This window comes from Brevibacterium sp. 'Marine' (assembly GCF_012844365.1).
GTDB lineage: Bacteria > Actinomycetota > Actinomycetes > Actinomycetales > Brevibacteriaceae > Brevibacterium.
The window spans coordinates 2,008,472-2,033,265 of record NZ_CP051626.1; the positions used below are offsets into that span (position 1 = coordinate 2,008,472).

General features: G+C 62.8%; 20 protein-coding genes and 5 pseudogenes. 8 read left to right on the forward strand and 17 right to left on the reverse strand.

The window, feature by feature from the left end:
- Positions 1-140: 140 nt before the first annotated feature.
- From HF684_RS09075 to lipB, 3 genes are all read right to left on the reverse strand, one after another.
- The gene (locus tag HF684_RS09075) at positions 141-878 is read right to left on the reverse strand and encodes a DUF4191 domain-containing protein (protein WP_025778306.1); all 738 of its coding nucleotides are present in this window, start codon (positions 876-878) and stop codon (positions 141-143) included.
- Between the two features lie 63 nt (positions 879-941).
- Positions 942-1,994 carry a lipoyl synthase gene (gene lipA / locus HF684_RS09080; RefSeq protein ID WP_101555239.1) on the reverse strand — a complete coding sequence of 351 codons (1,053 nt, stop codon included), beginning with the start codon at positions 1,992-1,994 and terminating at the stop codon, positions 942-944.
- A 10-nt stretch (positions 1,995-2,004) separates the two neighbouring features.
- On the reverse strand, positions 2,005-2,643 hold the full coding sequence (gene lipB, locus HF684_RS09085) for a lipoyl(octanoyl) transferase LipB (protein ID WP_169252218.1): 639 nt from the start codon (positions 2,641-2,643) through the stop codon (positions 2,005-2,007).
- A gap of 158 nt (positions 2,644-2,801) precedes the next feature.
- On the opposite strand from lipB, the gene HF684_RS09090 reads away from it, so the two are divergent.
- Complete coding sequence (locus HF684_RS09090) at positions 2,802-4,211, forward strand: hypothetical protein (protein ID WP_169252219.1); 1,410 nt, start codon at positions 2,802-2,804, stop codon at positions 4,209-4,211.
- A gap of 61 nt (positions 4,212-4,272) precedes the next feature.
- Here the strand turns inward: HF684_RS09090 and sucB are convergent, their stop codons facing one another.
- The 3 genes from sucB to HF684_RS09105 all read right to left on the reverse strand — a co-directional run bounded on the left by sucB (position 4,273) and on the right by HF684_RS09105 (position 9,183).
- A complete protein-coding gene (sucB, locus tag HF684_RS09095) occupies positions 4,273-6,144 on the reverse strand; it encodes a 2-oxoglutarate dehydrogenase, E2 component, dihydrolipoamide succinyltransferase (RefSeq protein WP_169252220.1) in 1,872 nt (623 codons plus the stop codon).
- A 21-nt stretch (positions 6,145-6,165) separates the two neighbouring features.
- Complete coding sequence (gene lpdA / locus HF684_RS09100; RefSeq protein ID WP_169252221.1) at positions 6,166-7,554, reverse strand: dihydrolipoyl dehydrogenase; 1,389 nt, start codon at positions 7,552-7,554, stop codon at positions 6,166-6,168.
- A 153-nt stretch (positions 7,555-7,707) separates the two neighbouring features.
- Positions 7,708-9,183 (reverse strand): leucyl aminopeptidase, encoded by a 1,476-nt coding sequence (locus HF684_RS09105; protein WP_101555234.1) that lies wholly within the window; start codon positions 9,181-9,183, stop codon positions 7,708-7,710.
- A 122-nt stretch (positions 9,184-9,305) separates the two neighbouring features.
- Between HF684_RS09105 and HF684_RS09110 the strand changes: the two genes are divergently transcribed.
- Positions 9,306-10,412, forward strand: a complete 1,107-nt coding sequence (locus tag HF684_RS09110) for a quinone-dependent dihydroorotate dehydrogenase (RefSeq protein WP_169252222.1) — start codon at positions 9,306-9,308, stop codon at positions 10,410-10,412.
- Here HF684_RS09110 and HF684_RS09115 read toward each other — a convergent pair.
- Complete coding sequence (locus HF684_RS09115) at positions 10,387-10,998, reverse strand: DUF3043 domain-containing protein (protein ID WP_169252223.1); 612 nt, start codon at positions 10,996-10,998, stop codon at positions 10,387-10,389. The genes HF684_RS09110 and HF684_RS09115 overlap by 26 nt on opposite strands.
- Positions 10,999-11,021: 23 nt before the next feature.
- Here HF684_RS09115 and HF684_RS09120 point away from each other — a divergent pair, with 23 nt between their 5' ends.
- The 6 genes from HF684_RS09120 (at position 11,022) to HF684_RS09145 (ending at position 16,610) form a co-directional block, all read left to right on the forward strand.
- Entirely contained in the window at positions 11,022-12,398 is a 1,377-nt protein-coding gene (locus tag HF684_RS09120) for a dipeptidase (RefSeq protein WP_166824860.1), read from the forward strand.
- 79 nt (positions 12,399-12,477) lie between these two features.
- Positions 12,478-12,831: an iron-sulfur cluster assembly accessory protein gene (locus HF684_RS09125; protein ID WP_025778316.1), complete on the forward strand. Its 354-nt coding sequence runs from the start codon at positions 12,478-12,480 to the stop codon at positions 12,829-12,831.
- Between the two features lie 29 nt (positions 12,832-12,860).
- Positions 12,861-13,538, forward strand: a complete 678-nt coding sequence (gene aat / locus HF684_RS09130; RefSeq protein WP_169252224.1) for a leucyl/phenylalanyl-tRNA--protein transferase — start codon at positions 12,861-12,863, stop codon at positions 13,536-13,538.
- 110 nt (positions 13,539-13,648) lie between these two features.
- A complete protein-coding gene (gene coxB, locus HF684_RS09135) occupies positions 13,649-14,521 on the forward strand; it encodes a cytochrome c oxidase subunit II (RefSeq protein WP_169252225.1) in 873 nt (290 codons plus the stop codon).
- Complete coding sequence (gene ctaD / locus HF684_RS09140) at positions 14,518-16,212, forward strand: cytochrome c oxidase subunit I (protein ID WP_169252226.1); 1,695 nt, start codon at positions 14,518-14,520, stop codon at positions 16,210-16,212. Before coxB ends, ctaD begins: the two co-directional genes overlap by 4 nt.
- Positions 16,209-16,610 carry a cytochrome c oxidase subunit 4 gene (locus HF684_RS09145; protein ID WP_169252227.1) on the forward strand — a complete coding sequence of 134 codons (402 nt, stop codon included), beginning with the start codon at positions 16,209-16,211 and terminating at the stop codon, positions 16,608-16,610. The genes ctaD and HF684_RS09145 overlap by 4 nt, the downstream gene beginning before the upstream one ends.
- 340 nt (positions 16,611-16,950) lie before the next feature.
- Here the strand turns inward: HF684_RS09145 and HF684_RS09150 are convergent.
- From HF684_RS09150 to HF684_RS18765, 10 genes and pseudogenes are all read right to left on the reverse strand, one after another.
- Positions 16,951-17,802, reverse strand: a pseudogene (locus tag HF684_RS09150) (ATP-binding protein).
- Positions 17,799-18,245 carry a hypothetical protein gene (locus HF684_RS09155; RefSeq protein ID WP_169252228.1) on the reverse strand — a complete coding sequence of 149 codons (447 nt, stop codon included), beginning with the start codon at positions 18,243-18,245 and terminating at the stop codon, positions 17,799-17,801. Before HF684_RS09155 ends, HF684_RS09150 begins: the two are co-directional and overlap by 4 nt.
- Positions 18,242-18,730 carry a hypothetical protein gene (locus HF684_RS09160; RefSeq protein WP_169252229.1) on the reverse strand — a complete coding sequence of 163 codons (489 nt, stop codon included), beginning with the start codon at positions 18,728-18,730 and terminating at the stop codon, positions 18,242-18,244. Before HF684_RS09160 ends, HF684_RS09155 begins: the two co-directional genes overlap by 4 nt.
- Before the next feature lie 8 nt (positions 18,731-18,738).
- Positions 18,739-19,931: pseudogene (locus HF684_RS09165) on the reverse strand (IS3 family transposase).
- Between the two features lie 114 nt (positions 19,932-20,045).
- A complete protein-coding gene (locus HF684_RS09170) occupies positions 20,046-20,960 on the reverse strand; it encodes a cytochrome c oxidase assembly protein (RefSeq protein WP_248279187.1) in 915 nt (304 codons plus the stop codon).
- Between the two features lie 130 nt (positions 20,961-21,090).
- Positions 21,091-21,378 (reverse strand): annotated as a pseudogene (locus HF684_RS09175) (IS3 family transposase); the annotation flags it as partial.
- A 7-nt stretch (positions 21,379-21,385) separates the two neighbouring features.
- Positions 21,386-22,784: pseudogene (locus tag HF684_RS09180) on the reverse strand (IS30 family transposase).
- Positions 22,785-22,880: 96 nt separating this feature from the next.
- Positions 22,881-23,024, reverse strand: a pseudogene (locus HF684_RS09185) (IS3 family transposase); the annotation flags it as partial.
- Between the two features lie 106 nt (positions 23,025-23,130).
- Positions 23,131-24,039: a reverse transcriptase domain-containing protein gene (locus tag HF684_RS18760; RefSeq protein WP_248279206.1), complete on the reverse strand. Its 909-nt coding sequence runs from the start codon at positions 24,037-24,039 to the stop codon at positions 23,131-23,133.
- Positions 24,040-24,162: 123 nt separating this feature from the next.
- A complete protein-coding gene (locus HF684_RS18765; protein ID WP_248279188.1) occupies positions 24,163-24,498 on the reverse strand; it encodes a hypothetical protein in 336 nt (111 codons plus the stop codon).
- Between the last annotated feature and the right edge of the window lie 296 nt (positions 24,499-24,794).

Consider the following 24,794-nt stretch of genomic DNA (forward strand, 5'->3'; position numbering starts at 1 on the left):
TGCTACCTGACGGGGGCCCAGCAACCTCGCGCGAGGTTGCTGGGCCCCCGTCAGGTAGCAATAAGGGGTGGTGGGATGAGAGCGGCGCCGACTCGGATCGAGTCGGCGCCGCTACTTCGTCTTTGCTGGGTGTCTGCGGATCAGCGTCCGCGCATGGCCTTGTGGTTCGGGCGGGCCTTGTTCGGGTCGATTCCCTTCGGGATCGGCGGACGCGAACCCTGAGTGCCGAGCGCGGCAAGACGGTTGCGCACGGCCAGGACCTCGGCGCGGTTGAGTTTGCGCGGCAGCTTCTGGACGGCCGGAACGACCTGCTTCATCGTCAGCTGGCCGTCTTCCTTGCCACCCTGGAAGGTGTGGACCGGGACGTTGGGGAGGATGCGCTCGTGACGCTTCTTCTCCTTGGCCAGCAGCTTCGCACTGCGACCCTTCGGCCCTTCGCTCAGCAGCACGACGCCGGCACGGCCGGTCGAGCGGAACACGAGATCGCGGCTCTTCGGGTCGACGGCGATGGGCTTCTCGTCCATGAGGTAGCCGCGACGAGCGGTGTTGAGGACGGCCCCGAAGGCTCCCGGCTGTCCGTCCATCTGAGCGAATGCGGCGGTCTCGGCGAAGCGCCCGAGCATGAACATGCCCAACAGCAGACCGACCATGAAGCCGAGGATCGTCGTGAAGATCGCGGTGGTGCCGCCGATGAGCAGACCGATCATGAGACCGATGAGCGTGCACCCGAGGATCGCCGCAGCCAACAGCCACGGGGTCGCTTTGTTGTGTTTGGCGGACAGCTCGTAGACCTGACGCATCTGCGCCAGACGGCCGGGCTTCTTGTTCGGATCTTTGGGCTTGCGCCGGAAGAGTCCCTTACGCGGTTCTTCGCTCATTCTCTCACTTGCTCTTGAGGGGCGTTGCGGCGTCGCCTCCGGAAATCAGGCGGAGGCCGACGCTCATTGCTCAGCAGTCAAGTCTACCTCTTCGCCGGGGCCGAAGGTATCCACAACCGCCTGCGCCTCCTGTTTGGCAGGCGTGTGCTTGTCCAGGTGCGCCAGATGCGACGGGATCTCCTCGCCGCGGCGACGCATGGCGGTGGCCCACAGGCGACCGGCACGGTAGGACGAACGCACGAGCGGACCCGACATGACACCGAGGAAGCCGATCTCCTCGGCCGCATCGCGCAGCATCACGAAGTCGGCGGGCTTGACCCACCGGGTGACGGGGTGGTGGCGCGGGGAGGGACGCAGGTACTGCGTGATCGTGATGAGGTCGCATCCGGCATCGTGCAGGTCCTTAAGCGCGGAGATGATCTCGTCGTTCGTCTCACCCATCCCGAGGATGAGGTTCGACTTCGTCACCAGACCGGCTTCGCGGGCCTGCGTGATCACCGACAGGGAACGCTCGTAGCGGAACGCGGGGCGGATCCGCTTGAAGATGCGCGGCACCGTTTCGACATTGTGCGCGAGCACCTCGGGACGCGAGGAGAACACCTCGGCGAGCTGATCCGGTTTGGCATTGAAATCGGGGATGAGCAGTTCGACGCCGGTGCCGCGACCGTCGACGTAGGACAGGTCGTGGATCTGGCGCACGGTCTCCGCGTAGAGCCAGGCTCCGCCGTCGTCGAGGTCGTCACGGGCCACACCGGTGATCGTCGAGTAGCGCAGGCCCATCTCCGCCACCGAGGCGGCCACGCGGCGCGGCTCGTCGGCGTCGAATTCGGCCGGTCGGCCGGTGTCGATCTGGCAGAAGTCACAGCGTCGGGTGCACTGTTCGCCGCCGATGAGGAAGGTCGCTTCGCGATCTTCCCAGCATTCGAAGATGTTCGGGCATCCGGCCTCTTCACAGACCGTGTGCAGCTCCTGCTTGCGCACGAGCGATTTCAGCGCGGTGTATTCGGGACCGATATGGGCCTTCGCCTTGATCCAGGCCGGCTTGTCCTCGATGGGAGTCTCGGAGTTGCGGGCCTCGACGCGGAGCATGCGGCGGCCCTCTGGTGCGATCGTCATCTGAGTTCTCCTATGCGGTGATGGTCTCGTGCAGGATCTCGTCGAGTCGCGATGCCACGTCCTCGGGAGTGACCGTGCGGCCGAGCTCGGCACTGATGGTCGTGGTGTCGGCGTCGGTGATCCCGCAGGGGATGATGGATTCGTAGGCGCCGAGGTCGTTGCTGCAGTTGAGCGCCAGACCGTGCAGCGTCACGCCTTCGTGGATGCGGATGCCGATGGCGCCGATCTTGCGGTCGCGCCGGAGACCGTCGGCCGGCAGCCAGACGCCGGCACGTCCCTCGATCGTGGTCGCTTCGATCCCGTACTCGCAGAGCAGTCGGATCATCGCGTCCTCGAGCTGGGACACGAAGAGTCGGACTTCTTTGGGATCGTTGAGCTTGTAGATGCAGTAGGCGACCAACTGTCCGGGTCCGTGCCAGGTGATCTTCCCGCCGCGGTCGACGTCGATGACATCGGTGCCGTCGGTGGGCCGCTCGAAGTCCTCGGTGCGCTTGCCGGCCGTGTAGACCGGTGAATGCTCGAGGAGCAGGATCGTCGAAGGACGGTCACCTGCGAGCACGTCGTCGTGGTACTTCTTCTGCAATTCCCAAGTCTGCCGATAGTCCGAGAGGACTGGGGCGAACCCGAGCGTTTCAGTGGCCAGGGGCATGGCTCCACACTATGACTCTTGCCGTCGGTGTTCAATTTGTTCCCACTCGCATCTGCAGGCCGTCACCGAGGCTGTGGCCCTTGACACAGAACGACTTCACCGAGCATCATTAAACGACAATAAACGGCATCCAGCTTCATCAACGGAGATGACGAACGATGACATGGGAGTTCCAAGCAACGATCGCGGACGATATCCATCGTGTCCGCGATTCCGACGGTCGCAGTGCGTGGGGCGTCGTGCACAGAGAATTCGATGCCGATCATCCCCGTGTTCTCGCCCTCGCCGAGGTGGCACTTCCGAACGGCCCCCGTTCCCTTCTCATCGTCCCCGCTTCACCCGGTGGGCTCGTCCTCGACGTCGTCCGCGCCTATCAGGGTCTGACCGAGCCCGAGCTGTGCACGCTGTTCCTCGGCATAGTCGAACAACTGCGGGTCTGCACGCGCCCGGAGGAGCGTCTGGCTCTGTCGTCCTTCGCCCTCGATGCCGAAGGCCGGCCGGTGATCGTTCCCGGCGTCTGCGCGCCGAGAACGACGACGCCGCGGCGAGCCGTGGGGGAGATGATCTACCATGCCGTCTTCGGGAGGCCATGGGCCGAGGCTCTGCTGCCGGTGGACCTGGCACTTGCCGAATCATCGTCGGCCCTGCGTTCGCTCGTCGCCGGTCTCCTCGACGCCGCGGCGTCCGATGTCGGGTTGGAAACCGCCCTCGCCGAGGCGGCCGAGTCGCTGCGTAGCCTCGACCGACCCGCTGCGCTGCCGCTGGTTCCCGCCGAGAGTGCAACGGCACCCGAATCGGCGCTCACGGCGCGTCTGCGTGTGGCCTCCGGACTCAGGCCGAGTCGGGGTTCGACGGGGGATGTCGAGTCGAACCTCGGGTCTCCGGCTCCGCCTCTGCGCGGCGGAGAAGTCTCACCGCTGCGTGCTGGGGCGAAGAGCTCGCGGCGTTCGAGGCGGAAGCGAGCGGAGGCACGAAGAAGACTGCTGACTCAGATCCTGGGTGCTCTGGATTCACTGCGGTCACGGCTGAGGGCCATGGCCCTGTCGCGAGTACTGGGACGCAGCACGCTGTTCATCGGCCTCGCCGTGTCTCTGACGCTGCTCGGCGGAATCGTCGTCTGGTCATCATGGTCGTCCAGCGCGTCCTCGATCCGGGAGGAAAAGTCGTCCGGCCAGGGGTCCGGCCCGTCACCCGAGCAGGCGTCGTCTCTCGGCGTCGACGAGGTCACCGGTGTTCTCAGGGATCTGTGTGAGTCCCGAGCAGCCGCGCTCAGCGACGGCGATAGCGAAGCTCTGCAGGCGCTGACGGTCCCCGAGTCCGCTGCCGCGGCGGCGGATGAGCTCATCGATCCATCGGCATATGCCGACTCGGACTATTCGATCGATATCGAGGACGTGACGATCGTTGCCGCCGACGATGACCGGGTGGTCGCCTCGGCGCTCATGCGTTCGAGCGCGAGCAGCGGTGACGCTCTGCAGGAGTTCGCCGCCCAGTCGGTCGAATTCGAGCTGGCGAAGGTCGAGGGAAGATGGCTCGTTGCAGAGGTCCGCGAGATCGCCGAGCCGTGAATGCCCCGAGGGGCCGACCATGCGTGGTCGGCCCCTCGAAAGGTGTGTGGAAGAGTCAGGTTCAGAGGTCGAGATCGGCCTCGAAATTGCCTTCTTCCAGACGTGCCTTGATCGTCTGCAGGAAACGTCCCGCATCCGCACCGTCGACCAGCTGGTGGTTGTAGGTCAACGGCAGGTACACCATGTCACGGATGGCGATTGCCTCGTCGCCGTCGGCCGTCTTCACGGCGATGGGACGACGCACGATCGCACCCGTGCCGATGATGCCCATCTGCGGCTGGTTGATGATCGGCGTGTCGAACAGCGCGCCGACGGAACCGATGTTGGTCACCGTGAACGTTCCGCCCGAGAGCTCATCCGGCATGATCTTGTTGCTGCGGGTCCGGTCAGCGACGTCGTCGATGGCCTTGGACAGGCCCGCCACGCTGAGGTCACCGGCATCCTTGATCACGGGAACGAGCAGTCCGCGCGGAGTGTCGACCGCGACGGCCAGGTGCTCGTGATCGAAGTAGGTGATCTGCTGCGACTCGAGATCGTACTGCGCGTTGACCTTCGGGTGCACCTGAAGCGCCTCGACGATGGCCTTCGCGAAGAACGGCAGATAGGTCAGCTTCGAACCGTGCTTGGCCTGGAATGCCTCCTTGTTGGCCTTGCGCAGCTTCACGACGCGAGACATATCCACTTCGATGACCTGCGTGAGCTGAGCAGAGACATCGAGGGACTCGCTCATGCGCTTGGCAATGGTCTGGCGGATGCGCGAAGCCTTCTCCGTGGTGCCACGCAGCTTCGCGACCTCCTCGGGGATCTCGACCTTGAACGGAGCCTTGGACGCGGCGGCCGGTGCGCCGGACTGTGCAGCGGGGGCCGCGGCGGGAGCGCTCTTCGCGGCCGCCTCGACATCCTGCTTGCGGATGCGTCCGCCCACTCCGGTGCCGGTGACCTGCGAGAGGTCGACACCCTTCTCGCGGGCCAGGCGGCGCACGAGCGGTGTGACGTAGGCGGCGTTCTCGCCCACGGTGTCGGCGGCGGCAGGGGCCTGAGCCGCGGCGTCGACAGGCTCTTCGGCCTGAGCGGCGGAAGCCGACTGCGCCGATGCGGCTGCGGCCGGCTTGGGAGCCGACTCCTGCTTCGGGGCCTCCTCCTTGGGGGCTTCCTGCTTCGGTGCCTCGTCGGCAGGAGCGTCCTCCTTGGGAGCCTCCTGCTTCGGGGCAGCCTCGGCGGGAGCTTCGTCCTTGGGGGCTTCCTCGGCCGGCGCGGATTCGGACGGGGCACCGGAACCGATGCGAGCCAGAGGCGCGCCGACCTCGACGGTGTCGTCCTCGTCCGCGAGGTGAGCCTGGACGACTCCGGCGACGGGGGAGGGGACCTCGGTGTCGACCTTGTCGGTGGAGACCTCGAGCAGAGGTTCGTCGACCTCGACCTCTTCGCCGACTTCCTTGAGCCAACGGGTCACGGTGCCTTCGGTGACGGACTCGCCGAGCGCGGGCATCGTGATCTCGGTGCCTTCGGAGGAACCGGAATCAGAAGCGGCAGGAGCGGATTCCTCCGTCGGTGCCTCATCCGCCGCCGGTGCCTCATCGGCTGCCGGTGCTTCGTCAGCGGGAGCCTCTTCAGCAGGGGCTTCTTCGGCAGGTGCCTCAGCAGGCTCCTCGGCGGGTTCCTCGGCCGGTGCTTCCTCGTCGGAGGACGCGCCGCTGCCGTCGCCGATATAGGCGAGGTCGCCGCCGACCTCGACCACGTCATCTTCTTCGGCGAGGATCTTCTCGAGGGTGCCGGCATACGGGCTGGGGATCTCCGTGTCGACCTTGTCGGTCGACACCTCGAGCAACGGCTCGTCTACCTCGACCTCTTCGCCCACTTCCTTGAGCCAGCGAGTGACAGTGCCCTCGGTGACCGACTCTCCGAGAGCCGGCATCTGAACGGAATTCGACATGAGTATTCGTCTCCTCGGATCTTATGAGTGGAAGTGCAGGGGTTTGCCGGCCAGAGCCAGGTGGGCCTCGCCGAGTGCTTCGTTCTGCGTGGGGTGCGCGTGGATGAGCTGCGCGACTTCCTCGGGGAATGCTTCCCAATTGACGATGAGCTGAGCTTCACCGGCCTGCTCGGACAGGCGCGCGCCGATACCGTGCACGCCCACGACCGGACCGTCCTTTTCCCGGATGACCTTGATCAGACCTGTCGTATTCAGGATCACGGACTTGCCGTTGCCGCCGAGGTTGTACTCGAGGGCTTCGACCTGATCCTTGCCGTACTTCTCTTCGGCCTGAGCCGACGAGAGCCCGACGGAGAAGATCTCGGGTTCGCAGTAGGTCACGCGGGGGATGCCGGATTCGACGACCGGTGCCGGGTTGAGTCCGGCGATCTCCTCGGCGATGAAGATGCCCTGGCCGAAGGCACGGTGGGCCAGTTGGAGTCCGGGGACGATATCGCCGCAGGCGTAGATGTTCCCGACGCCGGTGTGGAGACGTTCGTTGGCCAGGACGAATCCGCGATCCATCGGGATGCCCTGCTCTTCGAAGCCGAAGCCCTCGGTGACCGGACCGCGGCCGACGGCCACGAGGAGGTACTCGGCTTCGAGCGTCGAACCGTCTTCGAGGGTGACCTTGACACCGTCTGCGGTCTCTTCGACGCCCTTGAACATGACTCCGAGCTTGAACTTGATCTTGCGCTTCTTGAAGGCGCGCTCGAGGTTCTTCGAGATGGTCTCGTCCTCGTTGGCGACGAGGTGCTTGAGTCCTTCGACGATTGTGACGTCGGCTCCGAAGGAGTTCCAGACGCTGGCGAACTCGACGCCGATGACGCCGCCGCCGAGCACGATGGCGGAGTTCGGGACCTTGTCGAGTTCGAGCGCCTCGGTGCTCGTGATCACGCGGTCGGTGATCTCGAGTCCGATGGTCTTCGACGTCGAACCGGTCGAGAGCAGAACATTCGTTCCCTTGACGGTGTGGTTGCCGTCTTCGCCGGTAACCTCGACGGTGTCCTTGCCGACGAGCTTGCCGGTGCCGAAGTACGTGTCGATTCCGCGAGCCTTGACCAGACCCTGCAGACCCTTGTAGTTGCGGGTGATGACGCCGTCTTTGTACTCGAGCACCTTGGCGATGTCGATCCCCTTGAACTCGGCTTCGATGCCGAAGGTCTCGGAGTGCTTGGCGGAGTCGGCGACTTCTGCGGCGTGCAGAAGAGCCTTCGTCGGCACGCAGCCGCGGTGCAGGCAGGTGCCTCCCACCTTGTCGCGTTCGATCAAAGCGACCTTCATGTCGAGCTCCGCGGCTCGCAGAGCAGCGGCATAGCCACCGGTTCCGCCGCCCAGAACGACAAGGTCGTAGGTCAATTCGTCACTCACGGATTTCTCCTCGTAGCTGTGAATAAGCCTGCAGTACGCAGCTTTCAGTCATATCTTTCCACTTTTCTTTGCCGGGGCGAAGAAAAATGCTGTCTGATTGGACACAGGTGGGCATCATCACGTTGCCCTCGACAGCGTGTAGAACCATTGTGCTCAGGCCTGTGCCTTCGCGATTTCGATGAGGGTGCGCACCGCGGCTCCGGTTGCGGCCTTCGGCGTGTAGCCGAAGGGTGCGGACCCGTTGAAGCTCGGTCCGGCGATATCGATATGCGCCCAGTTCGCATCCTCACCGACGAACTCCCGCAGGAACGCGGCTGCGGCGAGCATGCCGCCGGGACGCGGTCCGGAGTTCGTGAGATCGGCGGCGGTGGAGTCGAACCCGGAGAGCATCTCCTCGGGGATCGGCATCGCCCACATCTGCTCACCGGCCACGGACGCCGAGGCGATGACCTCCGCCCGTGCGGTTTCGGAGCCCATGACGCCGGAGGTGCGTTCGCCGAGTGCGACGATCTGCGCACCGGTGAGGGTGGCCACGTCGATGAGCAGGTCCGGGTTCTCCTCCCCGGCGTCGGTGAGTGCATCGGCGAGGACGAGTCGGCCCTCGGCATCGGTGTTCGTGACCTCGACGGTCTTGCCGCTGCGCATCTTCAGCACATCGCTGGGACGCTGCGCCGAGGATCCGGGCATGTTCTCGGCCAGCGGCAGCCACGCGGTGACCCGCACGGGCAGTTTGAGGTCGGCGATGCCGAAGAGCGCCTGCACGACGGCCGCGGAACCGGCCATATCGGACTTCATGTCCTCCATGCTCTTCGCGGGCTTGAGCGAGATTCCACCGGAGTCGAAGGTGATGCCCTTGCCGACGAAGCTGAGATGGCGCTTCGCCCCACGCGGGGCGTATTCGACCTTGACGAGTCGAGGCCCGCGGGTCGAACCCTGGCCGACGCCGATGATTCCGCCGTAGCCTCCGGCCCTGAGTTCCTTCTCACCGAGGACGGTGACCTTGAGCTTGCGGTCCTTGGCCTGGTCCTTGACGATCTCTGCGTAGGACTCGGGATAGAGATCCAGCGGGGGAGTGTTGACGAGGTCGCGTGCCCTGTTCGTCGCTGCGGCGATGACTTCGCCGGCGCCATGGGCCGCCGCGAAGGTCTTGCCCTTCGGGCCGATGACGGTGATGACTCCCGGCGTCCTGTCTTCGCTGCGGTAGTCGAGGAAGCGGTAGGCGCCGAGTCCGGCGCCGACTGTGACCGCTTCGACTTCGGCCGGAGTGGCGGCGGGCAGGGCCAGCGCGATCGACTCGGCTCCATCCAGCGCGCGCAGTGCGGCACCCGCGCCTCGGCGCAGCGATTCGGCCGTGGCGGCGACATCGGAGTCGTCGGCATCGTAATCGCCGAGTCCCACGAGCAGCACGGAGTCCGCGGCGATACCCTTCGGAGCGGGAACCCGAGCGGTGGATCCGGCCTTTCCGCTGAACCCGATGGCCCGCGCGGCGTCGTCGAGAGCGGTCTTCGCCGCCTTCGCGCCTGCGAGCCCGAGGACCGTCGAATCTGCTGCCGCCAGCACCAGTACGGAGGCGGTGGCCTTCGCCGGTGAGGTCGTGGAGTAGCTGCTGAGGGTGGATGCACCAGCCATGAGTTCCCTTTCAGTCGTCGTCGAACGTTGGTTCGATCCTAATGCCTAACACGCCGACTTGCTGAAGCGGTGCGGCACGCGCCTGCTGATGCCGTGAGGGACTCTGACATATTCTGGAGTGCGTGTACTCATTGATCTTCAGACTCCTCTTCGTCCCGATGGATGCCGAACGGGCCCATCACATCTCGTTCTCCGCTCTGCGGCTCCTGGACTCCGTTCCTCTGCTCGGGCGTCTGCTCCGGTTCGTCTGCGCCCGCGGCACCGTCCGGCCCATCGAGGTGATGGGACTGCCCTTCGCCAACCGCGTCGGCCTGGCCGCCGGTTTCGACAAGAACGGTGTGGGAGTCCGCGCGCTGTCGACGTTGGGCTTCGGCCATATCGAGGTGGGAACGATCACCGCACATGCTCAGCCGGGCAATGATCGTCCGCGGCTGTTCCGTCTGCGGCAGAACCTCGCCCTGCTCAATCGGATGGGGTTCAACAACGACGGAGCCCGTCAGGCATCGTTCAACATCGCCGCCGAACGGGCGAAGGTCGAATCCCTCCCGCAGCGCCTGCGTCCCATCGTGGGCATCAACATCGGCAAGACGAAGGTCGTCGAGGCGGCCGACGCGGTGTCCGACTACGCCGCTTCGACCCGGGCGCTGGCTCCATTGGCCGACTACCTCGTGATCAATGTCAGTTCGCCGAACACCCCAGGTCTGCGCGACCTGCAGTCCGTGGGCAGCCTGGAGCCGATCATCACCGCCGTCCGAGACACCGCCGCCGAGGTGGTGGGCAGTCCGCGCTCATCGCTGGGTCATGTGCCGCTGCTGGTCAAGATCGCCCCGGATCTCGCCGATGAGGATGTCGCTGAGATCTGCGACCTCGCCCTGCGCACCGGCGTCGACGGGCTCATCACGACGAATACGACGATCGACCGGTCCGTGCTGACCGGTGCCGAGGCGGAATTCGCCGAAGGTCAGGCCGGCGGCATCTCCGGACGTCCGGTGGCCGCACGCTCACTCGAGGTGCTGCGTCTGGTGAAGAGGCATGTGGGCGATGAGCTCACCGTCATCTCCGTCGGGGGAGTCGCGGATGCGAAAGACGCCCGGGCACGACTGGCCGCGGGCGCCGATCTGGTTCAGGTCTATTCGGAGATGATCTACTCCGGTCCGTTCTTCCCCGGCCGCATCGTCCGCGGCCTCGAGCCGAGCAGACTGCTCACTCGGGGTACTGACGGCGCTTGACCTGCGGTTTGGGCATGCGCAGCGGACGCAGCTGGATGCTGCGCATGACCGCATAGAAGGTGATTCCCCGTTCGACTTCTCCGAACTTGTTGCGCAGTCGGTTCTTGAGGATGTAGTTGAGCACGAACCCGTCGAGGATGATCAGTGCGATGAGGCCCCAGACGGCATACGTGAAGTACTGCTGAATCTGCACCGGCAGCGTGAACGCGATGACGAGGATGAGGATCGCGGCGGGGATGAAGATCTCCCCGACCGAGAAGCGGGCATCGATGTAGTCACGGATGTACCGGCGCTGAGGTCCCTTGTCGCGGCGGGTGAGATACTTCTCCTCACCGTTCATCATTCCGATGCGCGCGCGATCACGCTCCTGCCTCTGCTGCTCCTTGGCTCGTCGGTTCGCAACCTTGCGATCCTTGTTCACCAATGGCTGACGGCGCGCAGACTCCTGTTGGCTGCGCTTGGGCGTGGGCCGTCCCTTCTTCGCTTCCGCATCGCGACGGGCGTCGGCTTCTGCGGAGAGGTCGTCATGGACTGGCTGAGAGGCAGAGGTTTCGTCCTCCGCGCGAGATTTTTTGCTTCCGAACACGAGATGAATACTACCTTTGGAGAATGAGCGAATCGACTTCAGCACTTGACAGTGCACAATTGCATGCCGAACTGGACGCCATCTTCGAGGAGGTCCTCGGCAATCTCACGGATCTCGTAGCCATTCCCTCCGTCGCCTGGCCGAGCTTCGACGCCGCGAATGTCACGGCCAGCGCCGAGGCGGTCGCCGGCTTGGCCAGCGACCTCGGCCTCGACGTCGACATCCTCAGCGCCGACCAGCCCGACGGAACCCCTGGATACCCGGCCGTCGTGGCCTCCGTGCCGGCGCCCGAAGGCGCCCCGACCGTCCTCCTCTACGCCCATCACGACGTGCAGCCGCCCGGACGCGCCGAGGATTGGGACACCGAACCCTTCGTCGCCACCCGGAAGGGCGACCGTCTCTTCGGCCGTGGAGCCGCCGACGACAAGGCGGGGATCATGGTCCATCTCACGGCTCTGCGGCTGCTGGCCGACCGCCTCGGTGTGGGTGTGACGCTCTTCTTCGAAGGCGAGGAAGAAGCTGGCAGCCCGAGCTTCCGCAATTTCCTCGAGACCTACCGGGACCGTCTGCGTGCCGATGTCATCGTCGTCGCCGATTCGGGCAACTGGGCCGCGGGCACTCCGGCCCTGACGACGAGTCTGCGCGGAATGTGCGCCGTCGAATTCGAGGTCTCCACGCTCGACCACGCCGTGCACTCGGGAATGTACGGGGGAGTGGCACCGGATGCGATGCTCGCGATGACGAAGCTGCTGGCCACCCTCCACGACGACAACGGCTCCGTTGCTGTCGCCGGCCTGCACTCGAGCGCGGAGACGTCCATCGACTACGACGAGGCGACTCTGCGCACCGACTCCGGAGTGCTCGCGGAGACCGAGCTCATCGGCGCAGGCACCTTGGCCTCCCGTCTGTGGACCCAGCCGTCGATCACCGTCATCGGCCTCGACATTCCCGATGTGGCGGTCTCCTCGAATACCCTGCAGTCCTCACTGAAGGCCAAGCTCTCGATCCGACTCGCGCCCGGGGACACCCCCGCCTCGGCGGTCAAGGCCGTCGAAGAGCACTTGCGCGCGAATCTGCCCTTCGGCGCGCAGCTGAGCATCGGTGAGACCGAGGGCGGAAGCCCCTGGCAGGCCGACGAGAACGACCCCGTCGTGCGGACCGCGCGTCAGGCGCTCACCGATGCCTGGGGCACCGAATCGGTGACGATGGGCATCGGCGGATCGATTCCCTTCATCGCCGATCTGCTCGATGTGTTTCCCAGCGCATCGATCCTCGTCACGGGCGTCGAAGATCCCGACGCCAGGGCCCACAGCGCCAACGAATCGCTCTACCTGCCCGATTTCAAGGCCGCGATCGTCGCCGAAGCACTGCTGCTGCAGCGCCTCGGCGACCAAGGATGACACGAACGGGGAATAGCTTGCCGGGCACCGACGTTGTCACCGGTGTAGCCTGGGGACAGGAACGCGAAAAGGAGTAACCATGACTGTGACCGAAAAAGCAGAAGCCACCCACGAGGTGGAGCTGTCGTCGACCGCTGCCGACAAGGTCCGCAGCCTGCTGGAACAGGAAGGTCGTGACGACCTGCGCCTGCGCGTGGCTGTCCAGCCCGGCGGATGTTCCGGACTGATCTATCAGCTCTATTTCGATGAGCGTTTCCTCGACGGAGACGCAGTCCGCGACTTCGACGGCGTCGAGGTCATCGTCGACCGGATGAGCGTTCCCTACCTCAGCGGGTCGACCATCGACTTCTCCGACACCATCGAGAAGCAGGGCTTCACCATCGACAACCCCAACGCCGGCGGATCCTGCGCCTGCGGAGACTCGTTCCACTGATCAGCCTCGGCTGAGGAGGAGCGCTTCTCATGGACCTGGAGGATCTGCGTGCCGTGTCATATACGGCAACGCAGCCCCAGGTCCTTTTGTCGTATCGGGCCGGACTCTTCCCCATGGGGGTCGGCCACGGGGGCACCGGTCGGATGGGATGGTGGGCGCCACGACGACGTGGAGTTCTGTTTCCCGGTGACCTGCGCGTGACGAAGAGCCTGCGCAAATCGATGAAGCACTTCACCTTCACCACCAACCGCGCCTTCATGCACGTCATCCGCTCGTGTGCCGACCCAGCGCGGACGGGCAGCTGGATCACCGAGGAGATGATCGAGCTCTACCAGGGCCTCCACGACGACGGGTGGGCGCATTCGGTCGAAGTCTGGAACGACGATGAGCTCGTCGGCGGACTCTACGGAGTCGCCATCGGTTCGTTCTTCGCCGGCGAATCGATGTTTCACACTCAGCGGGACGCCTCGAAGGCCGCGCTGGCCCACCTCGTCGGACTCTTCGACGGCACCGACGTCGACACCAGAGAAAGCCGATCCACCTCGGCGGATGAGGAAGCGGGACAGAGGGACTGGCTCATCGACACCCAGTGGCAGACATCACATCTCGCGAGCCTCGGCGTGTCGGAGATCAGCGGCCTCGAATACTCCGCGCACCTAGAATCCGCGCTCAGGGGCAGTGTCTGTCAGCATGTTCTCAACAAATGAACATCTGCAGGTGAATTTCTACCGCGTGTAGCGGTAGTCTTATGAGTGACAGAGTAAGTACACGTCTCTCGGCCTGACCTGGAGACGCAGAACGTTGTGAAAGGCTGCACGTGGATTCTCCGAATCAGTCAGGACCGCAGCGGTCCTGGGCGAAGCGGCTCGGCATTCTGAGCGCCGTGTTGATACCGGCGTTGCTATCGGGTTGCACTAAAGAGCAGATCGCCACAGGATTTTTTCCCGTCGAATCGCAAGGCGCGACGAACCACACGGATGCCTATACAGCGCTGTGGAACGGCGGCTGGATCGCCCTTCTCATCGTGGGCCTCATCGTGTGGGGACTCATCCTGTGGGCCATGGTCGCCTACCGCCGCCGCAAGAACGATCGCGGACTGCCGGTGCAGATGCGCTACAGCATGCCGATCGAAATCCTCTTCACCGTGACCCCGCTCGTCCTCGTGCTCGGTTTCTTCTTCCAGACTATCCAGGTCATGGAGCAGACGACGGATGATAGGACTCCGGGCGAGCAGGTCATCGAGGTCGCTGCCAAGCAGTGGGCTTGGGACTTCAATTACGAAACAGAGAACGTCTACTACGCCGGCACTCAGGTCGCTCTCGACGGCACCGAGGAGCCGGAGAAGACCGCTCCGGTCCTCTACCTCCCGGTCGACACCGATCTCGAGATCCGCCTGCATTCGCGTGACGTCATCCACTCCTTCTGGGTCCCCGCCTTCTTGGAGAAGCGTGATATGATTCCCGGCCGTGATCAGAGTCTGCATCTGCGCGCCGAGAAAGAGGGCGAGTATGTCGGCAAGTGTGCCGAGCTGTGCGGCGAATACCACTCGGAGATGCTTTTCAACGTCAAGGTCGTGTCCAAGGAAGAGTTCACGAAGTACACGCAGTCGCTTGCCGATCAGGGCAACACAGGACAGCTGGGATCGGAGTATGATCGCAACTGGTACCCGAAAGAAGGTGCTGAGAAATGACCGCCACGATGGATCAGGCAGCTCTTGATGCTCCGGTAGTTCCACGGAGCAAGGGCAAGGTCATCGTCGACTGGATCACGTCGACGGATCACAAGACGATCGGCTATATGTATCTGATCGGTTCGTTCTTCTTCTTTTGCCTCGGCGGTGTGATGGCGCTCATCATTCGCCTCGAGCTCTTCGAGCCCGGAATGCAGATCGTTGAGACCAAGGAACAGTACAACCAGCTGTTCACCATGCACGGGACATTGATGCTGCTGATGTTCGCCACCCCGCTGTTCGCCGGCTTCGCCAACGTCATCATGCCGTTGCAGATCGGCGCTCCGGACGTGGCTTTCCCGCGGCTGAATGCCTTCGCCTTCTGGATGTACCTCTTCGGCAGCCTTGTGGCCATCTCCGGATTCCTCACCCCTCAGGGTGCGGCATCCTTCGGCTGGACCGCCTACGCGCCATTGAGCAATACGACGTTCACACCGGGCGCCGGTGGCAACTTGTGGGTGCTCGGACTCGCCCTGCAGGGCTTCGGAACCATCCTCGGCTCCGTCAACTTCATCACCACTGTGATCACGATGCGTGCTCCCGGCATGACCATGTTCCGGATGCCGATCTTCACCTGGAATGTACTCATCACCGGTATCCTCGTTTTAATGGCCTTCCAGCCGCTGGCTGCGGCGCTCCTCGTCCTCGCCTCAGACAGGATCCTCGGATCGCATGTCTTCAGTCCGGCCAACGGCGGACCGATTCTCTGGCAGCACTTATTCTGGTTCTTCGGACACCCGGAGGTCTATGTCATCGCGTTGCCATTCTTCGGCATCGTCACAGAGATTTTGCCGGTATTCAGCCGCAAGCCTGTCTTTGGTTACAAGGAACTCGTCTTCGCGACAGTCGCTATTGCTGCACTGTCCGTGACGGTATGGGCCCACCACATGTACGTGACTGGGGTTGTGGCACTGCCGTTCTTCGCGTTCATGACGATGCTCATCGCGATCCCGACCGGGGTGAAGTTTTTCAACTGGATCGGCACGATGTGGAGAGGCTCGATTACCTTCGAGACACCGATCGTGTGGTCGATCGGCTTCCTCGCAACGTTCCTTTTCGGTGGTCTCACCGGAGTCATCCTGGCAAGCCCAGCCCTCGACCAGCAGGTGTCCGACACCTACTTCGTCGTTGCTCACTTTCACTATGTGGTCTTCGGCACCGTGGTGTTCGCGATGTTCGCCGGGTTCTATTTCTGGTGGCCGAAGTGGACGGGCAAGATGCTCAACGAGAAGCTCGGACACATCCACTTCTGGATGCTGTTCATCGGCTTTCACGGTACGTTCCTCGTCCAGCATTGGCTCGGTGTCGAAGGCATGCCGCGCCGTTACGCCGACTACCTGCCGCAGGATGGTTTCACCTGGATGAACCAGGTGTCGACGGTCGGCTCGCTGGTGCTGGGTCTGTCGATGGTTCCGTTCTTCTGGAACGTGTGGATCACATACCGCAACGCACCAAAGGTGACTGTCGACGATCCGTGGGGCTACGGAGGTTCGCTCGAATGGGCTACCTCCTGCCCGCCCCCGCGTCACAACTTCACTTCTCTGCCGCGGATCCGTTCAGAGCGTCCTGCCTTCGACCTCAATCATCCTGAGCTGCTTGAATACGCAGGTCACTCCAATGTTGAACAGCTGGCAGGAGGCACAGTCAAATGAGAGCTTCGATCTTCGTCTTCAACTTCTCCGCCGTGTTTTTCGTGGTTGTAGGCATCGTCTACGGCTTCTATACCGACTTCACGGAGATGGCTGGTTTCCCCGCGCTAGTGCTCTTAGGGGGAATGTCCGGAATTATCGGCATCTACCTGTGGATGACAGACCGTCGTGTCGGCCGTCAGCCACAGGACAACGACGACGCCGAGATCTCGGACGCTGATGCCGACTACGGTATGTTCAGCCCGTGGAGTTGGTGGCCGATCGTCAGCGCGGGAGCCGCCGCCGTCGCATTCTACGGAATCGCCATGGGTTGGTGGATCTTCCCGTTCGGTGTTGTGGTCGGTATCATCGCACTCGTCGGCCTCACCTATGAACACGATCGCGGCGACTTCGCGCACTGATACGTTGATCTGATCGCCTAGTCACCCTGGCCCGGACTCATTTTGAGTCCGGGCCACAGGTCTATTCACAACCATCTCTGCCGCCCTCTTCCGGTGTGGCCTCACGCGTCCAGCGCCAATCGATGAGCAGCGAGGAGTCTAGACCCTCGCTGGTCCGATAGGCCCGCCCTGCTGTTGCTCGCCGGCTTCTTCGTCGTCGGCGAGGTGTGCAAGCAACTGCTCAGGGGTGAAGATGCGCTGTCGTGGACCATCAGCAAGCGGGGGTGGACAGTTCAGGGATCGATCTTCGCTGGCCGTTGACGACGGAGTCGACAATGATGAACGGCACATGGTGGTTGTTTTAGGGAATTGGCATTCGGTAGCACGCGTGGAACGAAGTGGTAGCAGGAGCGCGGGGATCCGGTAGCACCACTCCGGCGCCCCGCACTCCTAGCTTACGGTCACGCCGGACTACCGGCTTCGGATTGTTGTCTTGTCTTCTTCCGCATGTTCGGGCCATCGAGTTGGACGATCTCGCTGACGGATACGAGCCGGCTGAGTATTGACTCGGCGATGACAGCATCGTGGAGTGATTTGTACCAGTCCTCGGGGTCGAACTGGGATGTGACGTTCGTGGCTCCGCGGCCTTCTCTGCTGGCAAGAATGTTCAGTATCTTCGCTGTCGTGTCCATCGAGATCGGGTTCGTGAGGAAGTCATCGAGGACGAGGACGTCGCAGTTTTGCAGACCGTCGAGGAATCGCAATCCTCCAGGATCAGACGGTTCCCCAGGTCATCTAACCGCCAGTAGGCGACGGTGTAGTCCTTCCGGCAGGCAGCGTTGACCAGGGATTGCGCCAGGTAGGACTTGCCGACACTGGTCTTGCCGAGGATGATCACGTTCGTCGCATTCTCAATCCAGGCACATGAGGCGAGCCGGTCAACAACGTCGCAAGTCAGCGTCCGATCGGGCAAGTAGCGGACGTCTTCGACACAGGCTGCCGGATTCGGGGTGTGTGAGGCTTTGAGGAGTTTATGGACGCGGCGTTCTGCCCGGGCAGCGAGCTCGATATCGAGAGCGTGGTGGATCTTCGCTGAGAACGTCCAGTCGTCGTAGTCGGAATCGTTGGCGATATCGATCATGGCCTGTCCGAACGCGGTCATCCGCAGCTGGGTGAACGTCGCCATTTCATCAGTCGTCAGGTGATTACTCATTGGTCGGATCCTTCCTCATCGTTCGTCAGCGCCGTCAGCCGGAATTGATTAACACCGCTCAGGTGAGCCCGGCTGGTATCCCTCGACATTGCAGGGACCGGGGCCGGTGATGGTGGTGGTGCGACTGCCGGTCGTTGCTTCGCCTGAGCCCGAACAGCTGTCAGCTGGTGTTTGACCGCGGTGTAGCTGATCGGTCGGCGCTCATCGGCACACAGGGTGTGGCAGACTTGTTCCAGCCGGGGCCTGTTATCGCCCTTGCCCAGGGAGAGGATGTTCATGCAGGCTCTGAACCCTTGGGCTTCGATCTTCTTGGTGTCCAGCAGTCGGGTGAGCGCCTCGACCGTGTTCGGTCCCGTCTTCGCGGCTTGGCGGAGGAAGTAGCCGCGAGTCCACAACCCAGCAGTCTCGCCTTGAGAGGCTGGGGCGTGGTCGGCGTCGGTCACATACGAATGCTTCTTCGCAGCCACTCGATGGTTGGCGATGATGTCGCCGGCGGCGAGGAGTCGAGTCGGTTGCCGATGATGCGTACATCCACGGTGGTGCCGACGAAGGCGGCGGGCACGGAGTATTTGATGGTTTCGATCTGGATGTGCCAGTCGCGGGAGACTTTCGCTTTCTTCCAGGTCACGTCCTGCCAGGGCTGGTCGGGCAGGCTGATGAGGTCGCCGGCTTCGCCATCGGTGAACCAGTCCCGCCGGGATCGCGGTTGGCTGCGGAACGGGGTGCGGTCGTTGATCCACTCGACCCGGTCGGCGACGGCCGCGTTGAGGTCGTCGATATCGGCGAAGTGTCGGTCGGCGAGGTAGTGGATGATCCAGTTCGTGACGATCTTGACGCCGGATTCGACGTTGGCTTTCTCCTTCGGTTTGTAAGCCCGGGTGGGGACGGCTGCGGTGTTGTAGGGGACTGCTGCAAGGCGAGGTGACATTCGGGGTCTCACGCTGCGACTGCAGGTGACTCAATAATTGCTTCGTACTCGATCGGTGTCAAACGACCCAACCGGGCTTGCCGTCGACGCCGGTGATACGTCCGCTCGATCCACGTCACGATCGCGATCCTCAACTGCTCCCGGCTCGCCCACCGGCGACGGTCGAGAACGTTCTTCTGTACCAGAGCAAAGAAGCTCTCCATGGCAGCATTGTCACCAGCCGCGCCGGCTCTGCCCATCGACCCGACCAGGCCGTGACGGGCCAGAGCACGGGTGAACTTCTTCGACCGGAATTGGCTGCCGCGATCGCTGTGCGTCACGCACCCGGCCACGTCACCACCGCGACGGGCCACGGCCATCTCGAGGGCATCAACAGCTAACCGCGCCTTCATTCGGGCCCCGATGGAGTAGCCGACGATCCGCGAGGAATAGACATCCTTGATCGCGCACATGTACAGCTTGCCCTCATCGGTGTCGTGCTCGGTTATATCGGTCAACCACAGCTCGTTGACGGACTCAGCACGGAACTCGTGCCGAACCCGCCCATCGGCATCGGTAACGACGCACAGGTCGTCGTGAACAGGTGGGCCGGGCTTCTTCCCATTCTTGGCTCGGGCCTTGCCGAAGGCCGAGAACCAGGCGTTATCCGAGCACAGCCGCCATGCGGTGCACACTGCCATGGACTCACCGGCAGCCTCAGCTTCGTCGGACAGGTACCGGTACCCGAACTCGGGGTCGTCCCGGTGGGCGTCGAAGAGGGCGTTGGCCCGATACGCCTCGAGCACCTCGGCTTCGGGGACAGGGTCGGCCAGCCATCGGTAGTAGGGCTGGCGTGAGAGCTTGAGAACCCGGCACGACACCGCCACGGGGATCCCGTCGGCGGCGAGCTATCTCACGAGCGGGTAGAGCCTTTTGACGGCAGGTTCGCCAGCGACAAGTACGCGGCGGCACGACGCAGTACTTCGTTCTCCTGCTCCAACAGACGAGTCCGCCTCCGCAGCTCTCGCAGCTCGGCGGACTCGTCCGTGGACTTGTCCGGCTTGTTGCCGGCATCGATGTCTGCTTGGCGCAGCCATTTCGCGATGGTGCCTTCGTGGACTCCGAGGTCCTTGGCGATCTGGGCGATCGTAGTCCTCTCGTCGCGGTTCAAAGCCACACGGACGACGTCATCGCGGAACTCTTTCGGGTAGGGCTGGGGCATGGTGTCTATCCTTCCAGGCTTGCCTGAGAACAAGTCAGATAAGGTGTCACCAAACCCTGCATCAGTCACTGTGTGTCGGGCTTATCCGCTTTCGAGATGGATCGTGGGCTGGAGTCAGATTCGTTCCTCACCGCTGGCGAGTCGCCCCAGGTAAGCGTTGTAAGCGTCGAGGTCTTTGTCGCCAAAGGCATCGATGTGTCGGTCTCTGATTCGATTGTTTCTATCTTCTTGCCGGAACCATGTGATGAGCACGACCACCAAAATCAGCACAGCTGGGCCCTCACCATAAGCCCAGGCAATCCCTCCAGCGAGCTTCTGGTCCTCCATGACGTCGATTCCCCACGCTCCCGGTGGTTGAGCAAAGCGGTCGACGAGGGGCAGTGTCGCCATCATGACGATGACACCGAAAAAGGCGTGGAGACCGGCTTCGAGGAAGGAATGGAAGATGCGCACGATATGTGATTCGGGGACTGGTAGAGGATCGGCAGGAATGAGCGTGGCATTGAACACAACGCCGGTGAAGAGGAAGACCAGTTCCAATCCGACGTGTCCGACCATGCCCATGCCCAGAAGCGTGCTCGCAGCGCCGGAAAGGTAGAGGCCGTAGAAGAGGGCAAGGAAGAGGGGGATCGAGAAAAACGGGTGGACAATGATCTTTCCCGCCCATGATCGGAGACCGAAGATCGCGACTTTGAGGGCAATGCGTCCTGGAAGATTGCGGGGGGTGGCGCGCAACAACAGTGTTCCCGGCGCGCCGAGGAGAAGCAGTGGAGGCACGGCCATCATCAGCGTCATCTGCTGGAACATAAAGACCGAGAACATGAGTTGTCCGTAGCCTTCAATGGCCAAGCCCATCACTGCTGCGAGGAGAAGACATCCAAGCAGAAACAGTGTGCCTCTCCAGACCGGCCACGGTCGTTTCTTGACTCGGAGTCGGATCCACCCGGCAGTGTAGGCCAGAGTAAGTATCCCGGCGATGAGAGGAATGACCGGAATGGGTTGTAAGTCAAACCCGAAGAAGGCCTCCATAGACGGAGCCCGAGTTGGTGTCCATATCAGTTCTGCCACAATTTAAACCTCATCTCATCCAACCATCCAGTCTTCCGCCACTCGCGTCATCAACTCGGGACTGATGCGAGGATCGGTGACAGTGTGAGTGTCAAGCTGCGAGTGCAGCTGGCTCTATGATTGCTTCGTACTCGACCGGTGTCAATCGGCCCAACCGAACTTGTCTCCGACGCCGGTGATATGTCCGCTCGATCCACGTTACGATCGCGATTCGCAGCTGGTCTCGCGTGGCCCATCGATGACGGTCAAGAACGTTCTTCTGCAACAGAGCGAAGAACGATTCCATGGCCGCGTTGTCACCGGCCGCGCCGACTCGGCCCATCGATCCGACGATGCTGTGGCGGTCCAGGGCTCGCGTGAATTTCTTCGATCTGAATTGGCCGTATTCAACTCGTCGTTGCAACAGTTGGTTGTTGGACTAAGCGTAACTGGTCCTCGAAGGTCTCAGCAGGAGTTTTCCATCCAAGGACGCCACGTGGCTGGTTATTAACCGCTGTCGCTATCGCAGCGATCTCGGCGGCACTCCACCGCGAGAGATCAGTACCTTTCGGAAGGTATTGGCGCAGTAGCCCGTTGAGGTGCTCGTTGCTACCGCGTTACCACGGACTCTTCGCATCGGCGAAGTACACCGGGGGTCTTCGTGGCATCAGTGAACAGTTCATGGGCTGACAGCTCCTTGCCGCGGTCCCAGGTCAGCGATCGACGCAACGACGGTGGCACCGGAATCATCGCCCTGATCAGTGCATCCTTCATTGTCAACGCCCCGTAGCCAGCCATTGCAGGCGCATTCTTCTTCGGAGGAATGAGCCCATATCCGGTTTGTCGCGGTAGGTGAACGAGTATTGCGTATCGGGTGGTGCGCTCGATTAAGGTGGCTACTGCTGAACGTTTCAAACCGATGATCAGATCTCCTTCCCAATGGCCGGCAGTCTTGCGGTCCTCGGCTTCTTCTGGCCGTTTGGACAGCACAGTCTCGGCGGTGACGTGTGCCCACGTCTGTTGGCGCGTCCGAGCTCTCGGCATCCGCTTGGTACGGCCTCTACGCAGGTGCCATGACTGTTTGCGGTCAAGACCACCGCGGGATTCGATGTAAAGGGCCTGATAGATCGCTTCATACGAAATTCTCGTCGTCGGATCATCAGGGAAGTCCACGGGCAACCGATTCGCGATCTGCTGCGGACTCCACGCTGTGACCCACTCGCGGTCCCCACGGTGGGGTTTGTTCTTCCCATCCCATGCCGGCCCTTCGGGGTCAATGATCTCGCCATTAGCAGTGACAATGTCACCGTTGAGTTTGTCCTGAACATACTGGCGCAGCCTGTCATCGGTCACCATTTTCGCGACCTTCGGACGCCGGGCACGGCGTTCAGCATGACATTGGGCTGTCGAGGCCTTGTATGACAGGTGATACGTTCTCGTCGAGGCGTTACGTCGCAGTTCTCGAGAGATCGTCGAAGGACTGCGGCCCAATCGACGAGCGATCTCCCGAATGCCGATTTCCCGGGCTCGCCATAACGCAATGTCTTCTCGCTCTGACGAGGAGATATACCGTCCTGACACGGTTGGGGTCAACTGTGGATTCACACCACCAGCATGCCGGAACCACCGGTGGGCGACGGGTTCGGAAATACCCGCTGCATTGCCTGCTTCTCGGGTCTTTGCTCCTCGTGCGATAGCCTGCCAGAACTCTACGCGGTCCTGCCTCCAGGCCACGGTCGGACGGCCTGGCGACACGATCTGTCCCCGATACGCTTGGACCCGTTGCTGTCTTCCACGGACTCCCATCGAACACCTCCCTGACGTCGGTGTTGCAACGACCACTTGAATTCGGCTTGGCTTCCGCGATCTGAGTGCGTCACGCATCCGCCCACATCACACACCCCTACGGGCCACGGCCATCTCAAGCGCATCCACGGCCAGGCGCGCCTTCATCCGCGGTCCGATCGAGTAACCGACGATCCGCGACAAGTAGACGTCCTTGACCGCGCACATGTACAGCTTGCCCTCATCCGTGTCGTGCTCGGTGTAGGGTCGGCCAGCAGCGCCCTGCCAGTCTTTGAACTGGTGGGTTTCTGCTGGCCGCCCTCCGAACCGGACGTGCCCATTCCTGAACATCCGGCTCTCCATGTGATCACGCCAAGGCACTCGTCCATGGTGTGGGGATACGGGTTCCGCGATACCGGTAGCGGGCCACGGTGACCTGCTGGCATCGGAAGAACTCAACTCCTTGGTCGCGGATCTGCCAACCGGGCAGATGGCGACGCACCAGGGTGCGCATTCTCAGTTTCGGGTGTCGCTTCTTCAACCATCCGACGATCCGCCAGAAGGCGAAGTGGTCGATGTAGCTGAAGAGGTGTTTCACGACACCGTGGTGAAAGTATGTGCACCAGCCCCGCAGCGCCGGATTGAGCCGGCGCAACAGATCAGCGAGCGTTCGATGGGATGCCCGGCGGGTCAGCGTTCGCACCTTGTCCTTGATGGAAGCTATCGACTTCCGTGACGGATAGGTGTACGTCGCTCTCTTCCCGCCATGGCCTCTGATCCGGCGGCGCTGGATACGCCACCCGAGGAAATCAATTCCGGTGTCTATGTGCGTGACCATCGTCTTCTCGACCGACAGGCGCAGACCCATCGGCGCGAGCACTGCGGCGACTTCGTCCCAGAGCGCTTCAGCAACGGCGCGGGACCCGCGGACGAGGACGACGAAGTCATCCGAGTAGCGGACCAACTTCATCGTCGCGCCCCCGGCGCGTTGATGCTTCGTGCGCGACCATTGCGGCCCGAGCGCGTCCCACTTGCGTTGGAAGTGCTCGTCCACCACGGACAGGGCGATGTTCGCTAACAGCGGCGAGAGGATCCCGCCTTGCGGGGTGCCGGTGTAGGTCTCCCTGTTCACGCCGTCCTCGCTGAGGACGCCCGCTTTGAGGAACCCGCGGATCAGCCGCAGCACACGCTTGTCCGCGATCCGACCGCGGACGCGCTGCATGAGAGCGCCGTGGTCGATCTCGTCGAAGCACGCGGTGATGTCCGCTTCGAACATCTGCACGTAGCCACGTGAGGCGTATTAGTGGATATCCGCGATCGCGTCCTGCGCCCGCCTGCGTGGCCGGAACCCATGCGAGGACGGCACGAAGTCCGCCTCGAAGATCGGTTCCAGCACCAGCTAGAGGGAGGCTTGAACGATCCGGTCCGTCATCGTCGGGATCCCCAGCGGCCGGACTTTGCCATTCGCCTTCGGGATCGACTTCTGACGCACCCGCTCCGGAACGAACCCGCCGCTCTGCACGCTCTCGCGCAACTCAGCGAGCATCCCGTGCATACGGTGCGGCGTCACAGATCGCGGTGCGATCCCATCGACTCCAGCGGTGCGACCTCCCTTGTTCCCCTGCACCCGGGTCCACGCCGCAACCAGGAATCCCGGGTCATAGACCAGGTTGAACACATCATCGAAACGACGACCAGGATCGGTCGTCGCCCATTGGTGCAGTTTCGTCTGCATCGTCAGTACTCGTGACCACGCCTCTGTTGAGTCAACTGGCCACGAAACATCCGCATTCACGGCTGTATCTCCCTTACTGCTTCTCGATCCTGCGATCACACTGGGCCTCTTTGCCATGTGACCGGCTTTCCCGGTCTCGGACTACTACAGGCCCTCCGCCCCATCCCGGTCCGAACAGCAGACCGTGCACTCAGCCGTTGGCTTCGTCGCTGGCGGCGACGTTCCTCCGGCGGGGCCAGGATGGTTCCCACGTTCACTTGCGAACCATTCGACGGGATCGGCATCCAGTTATGCCC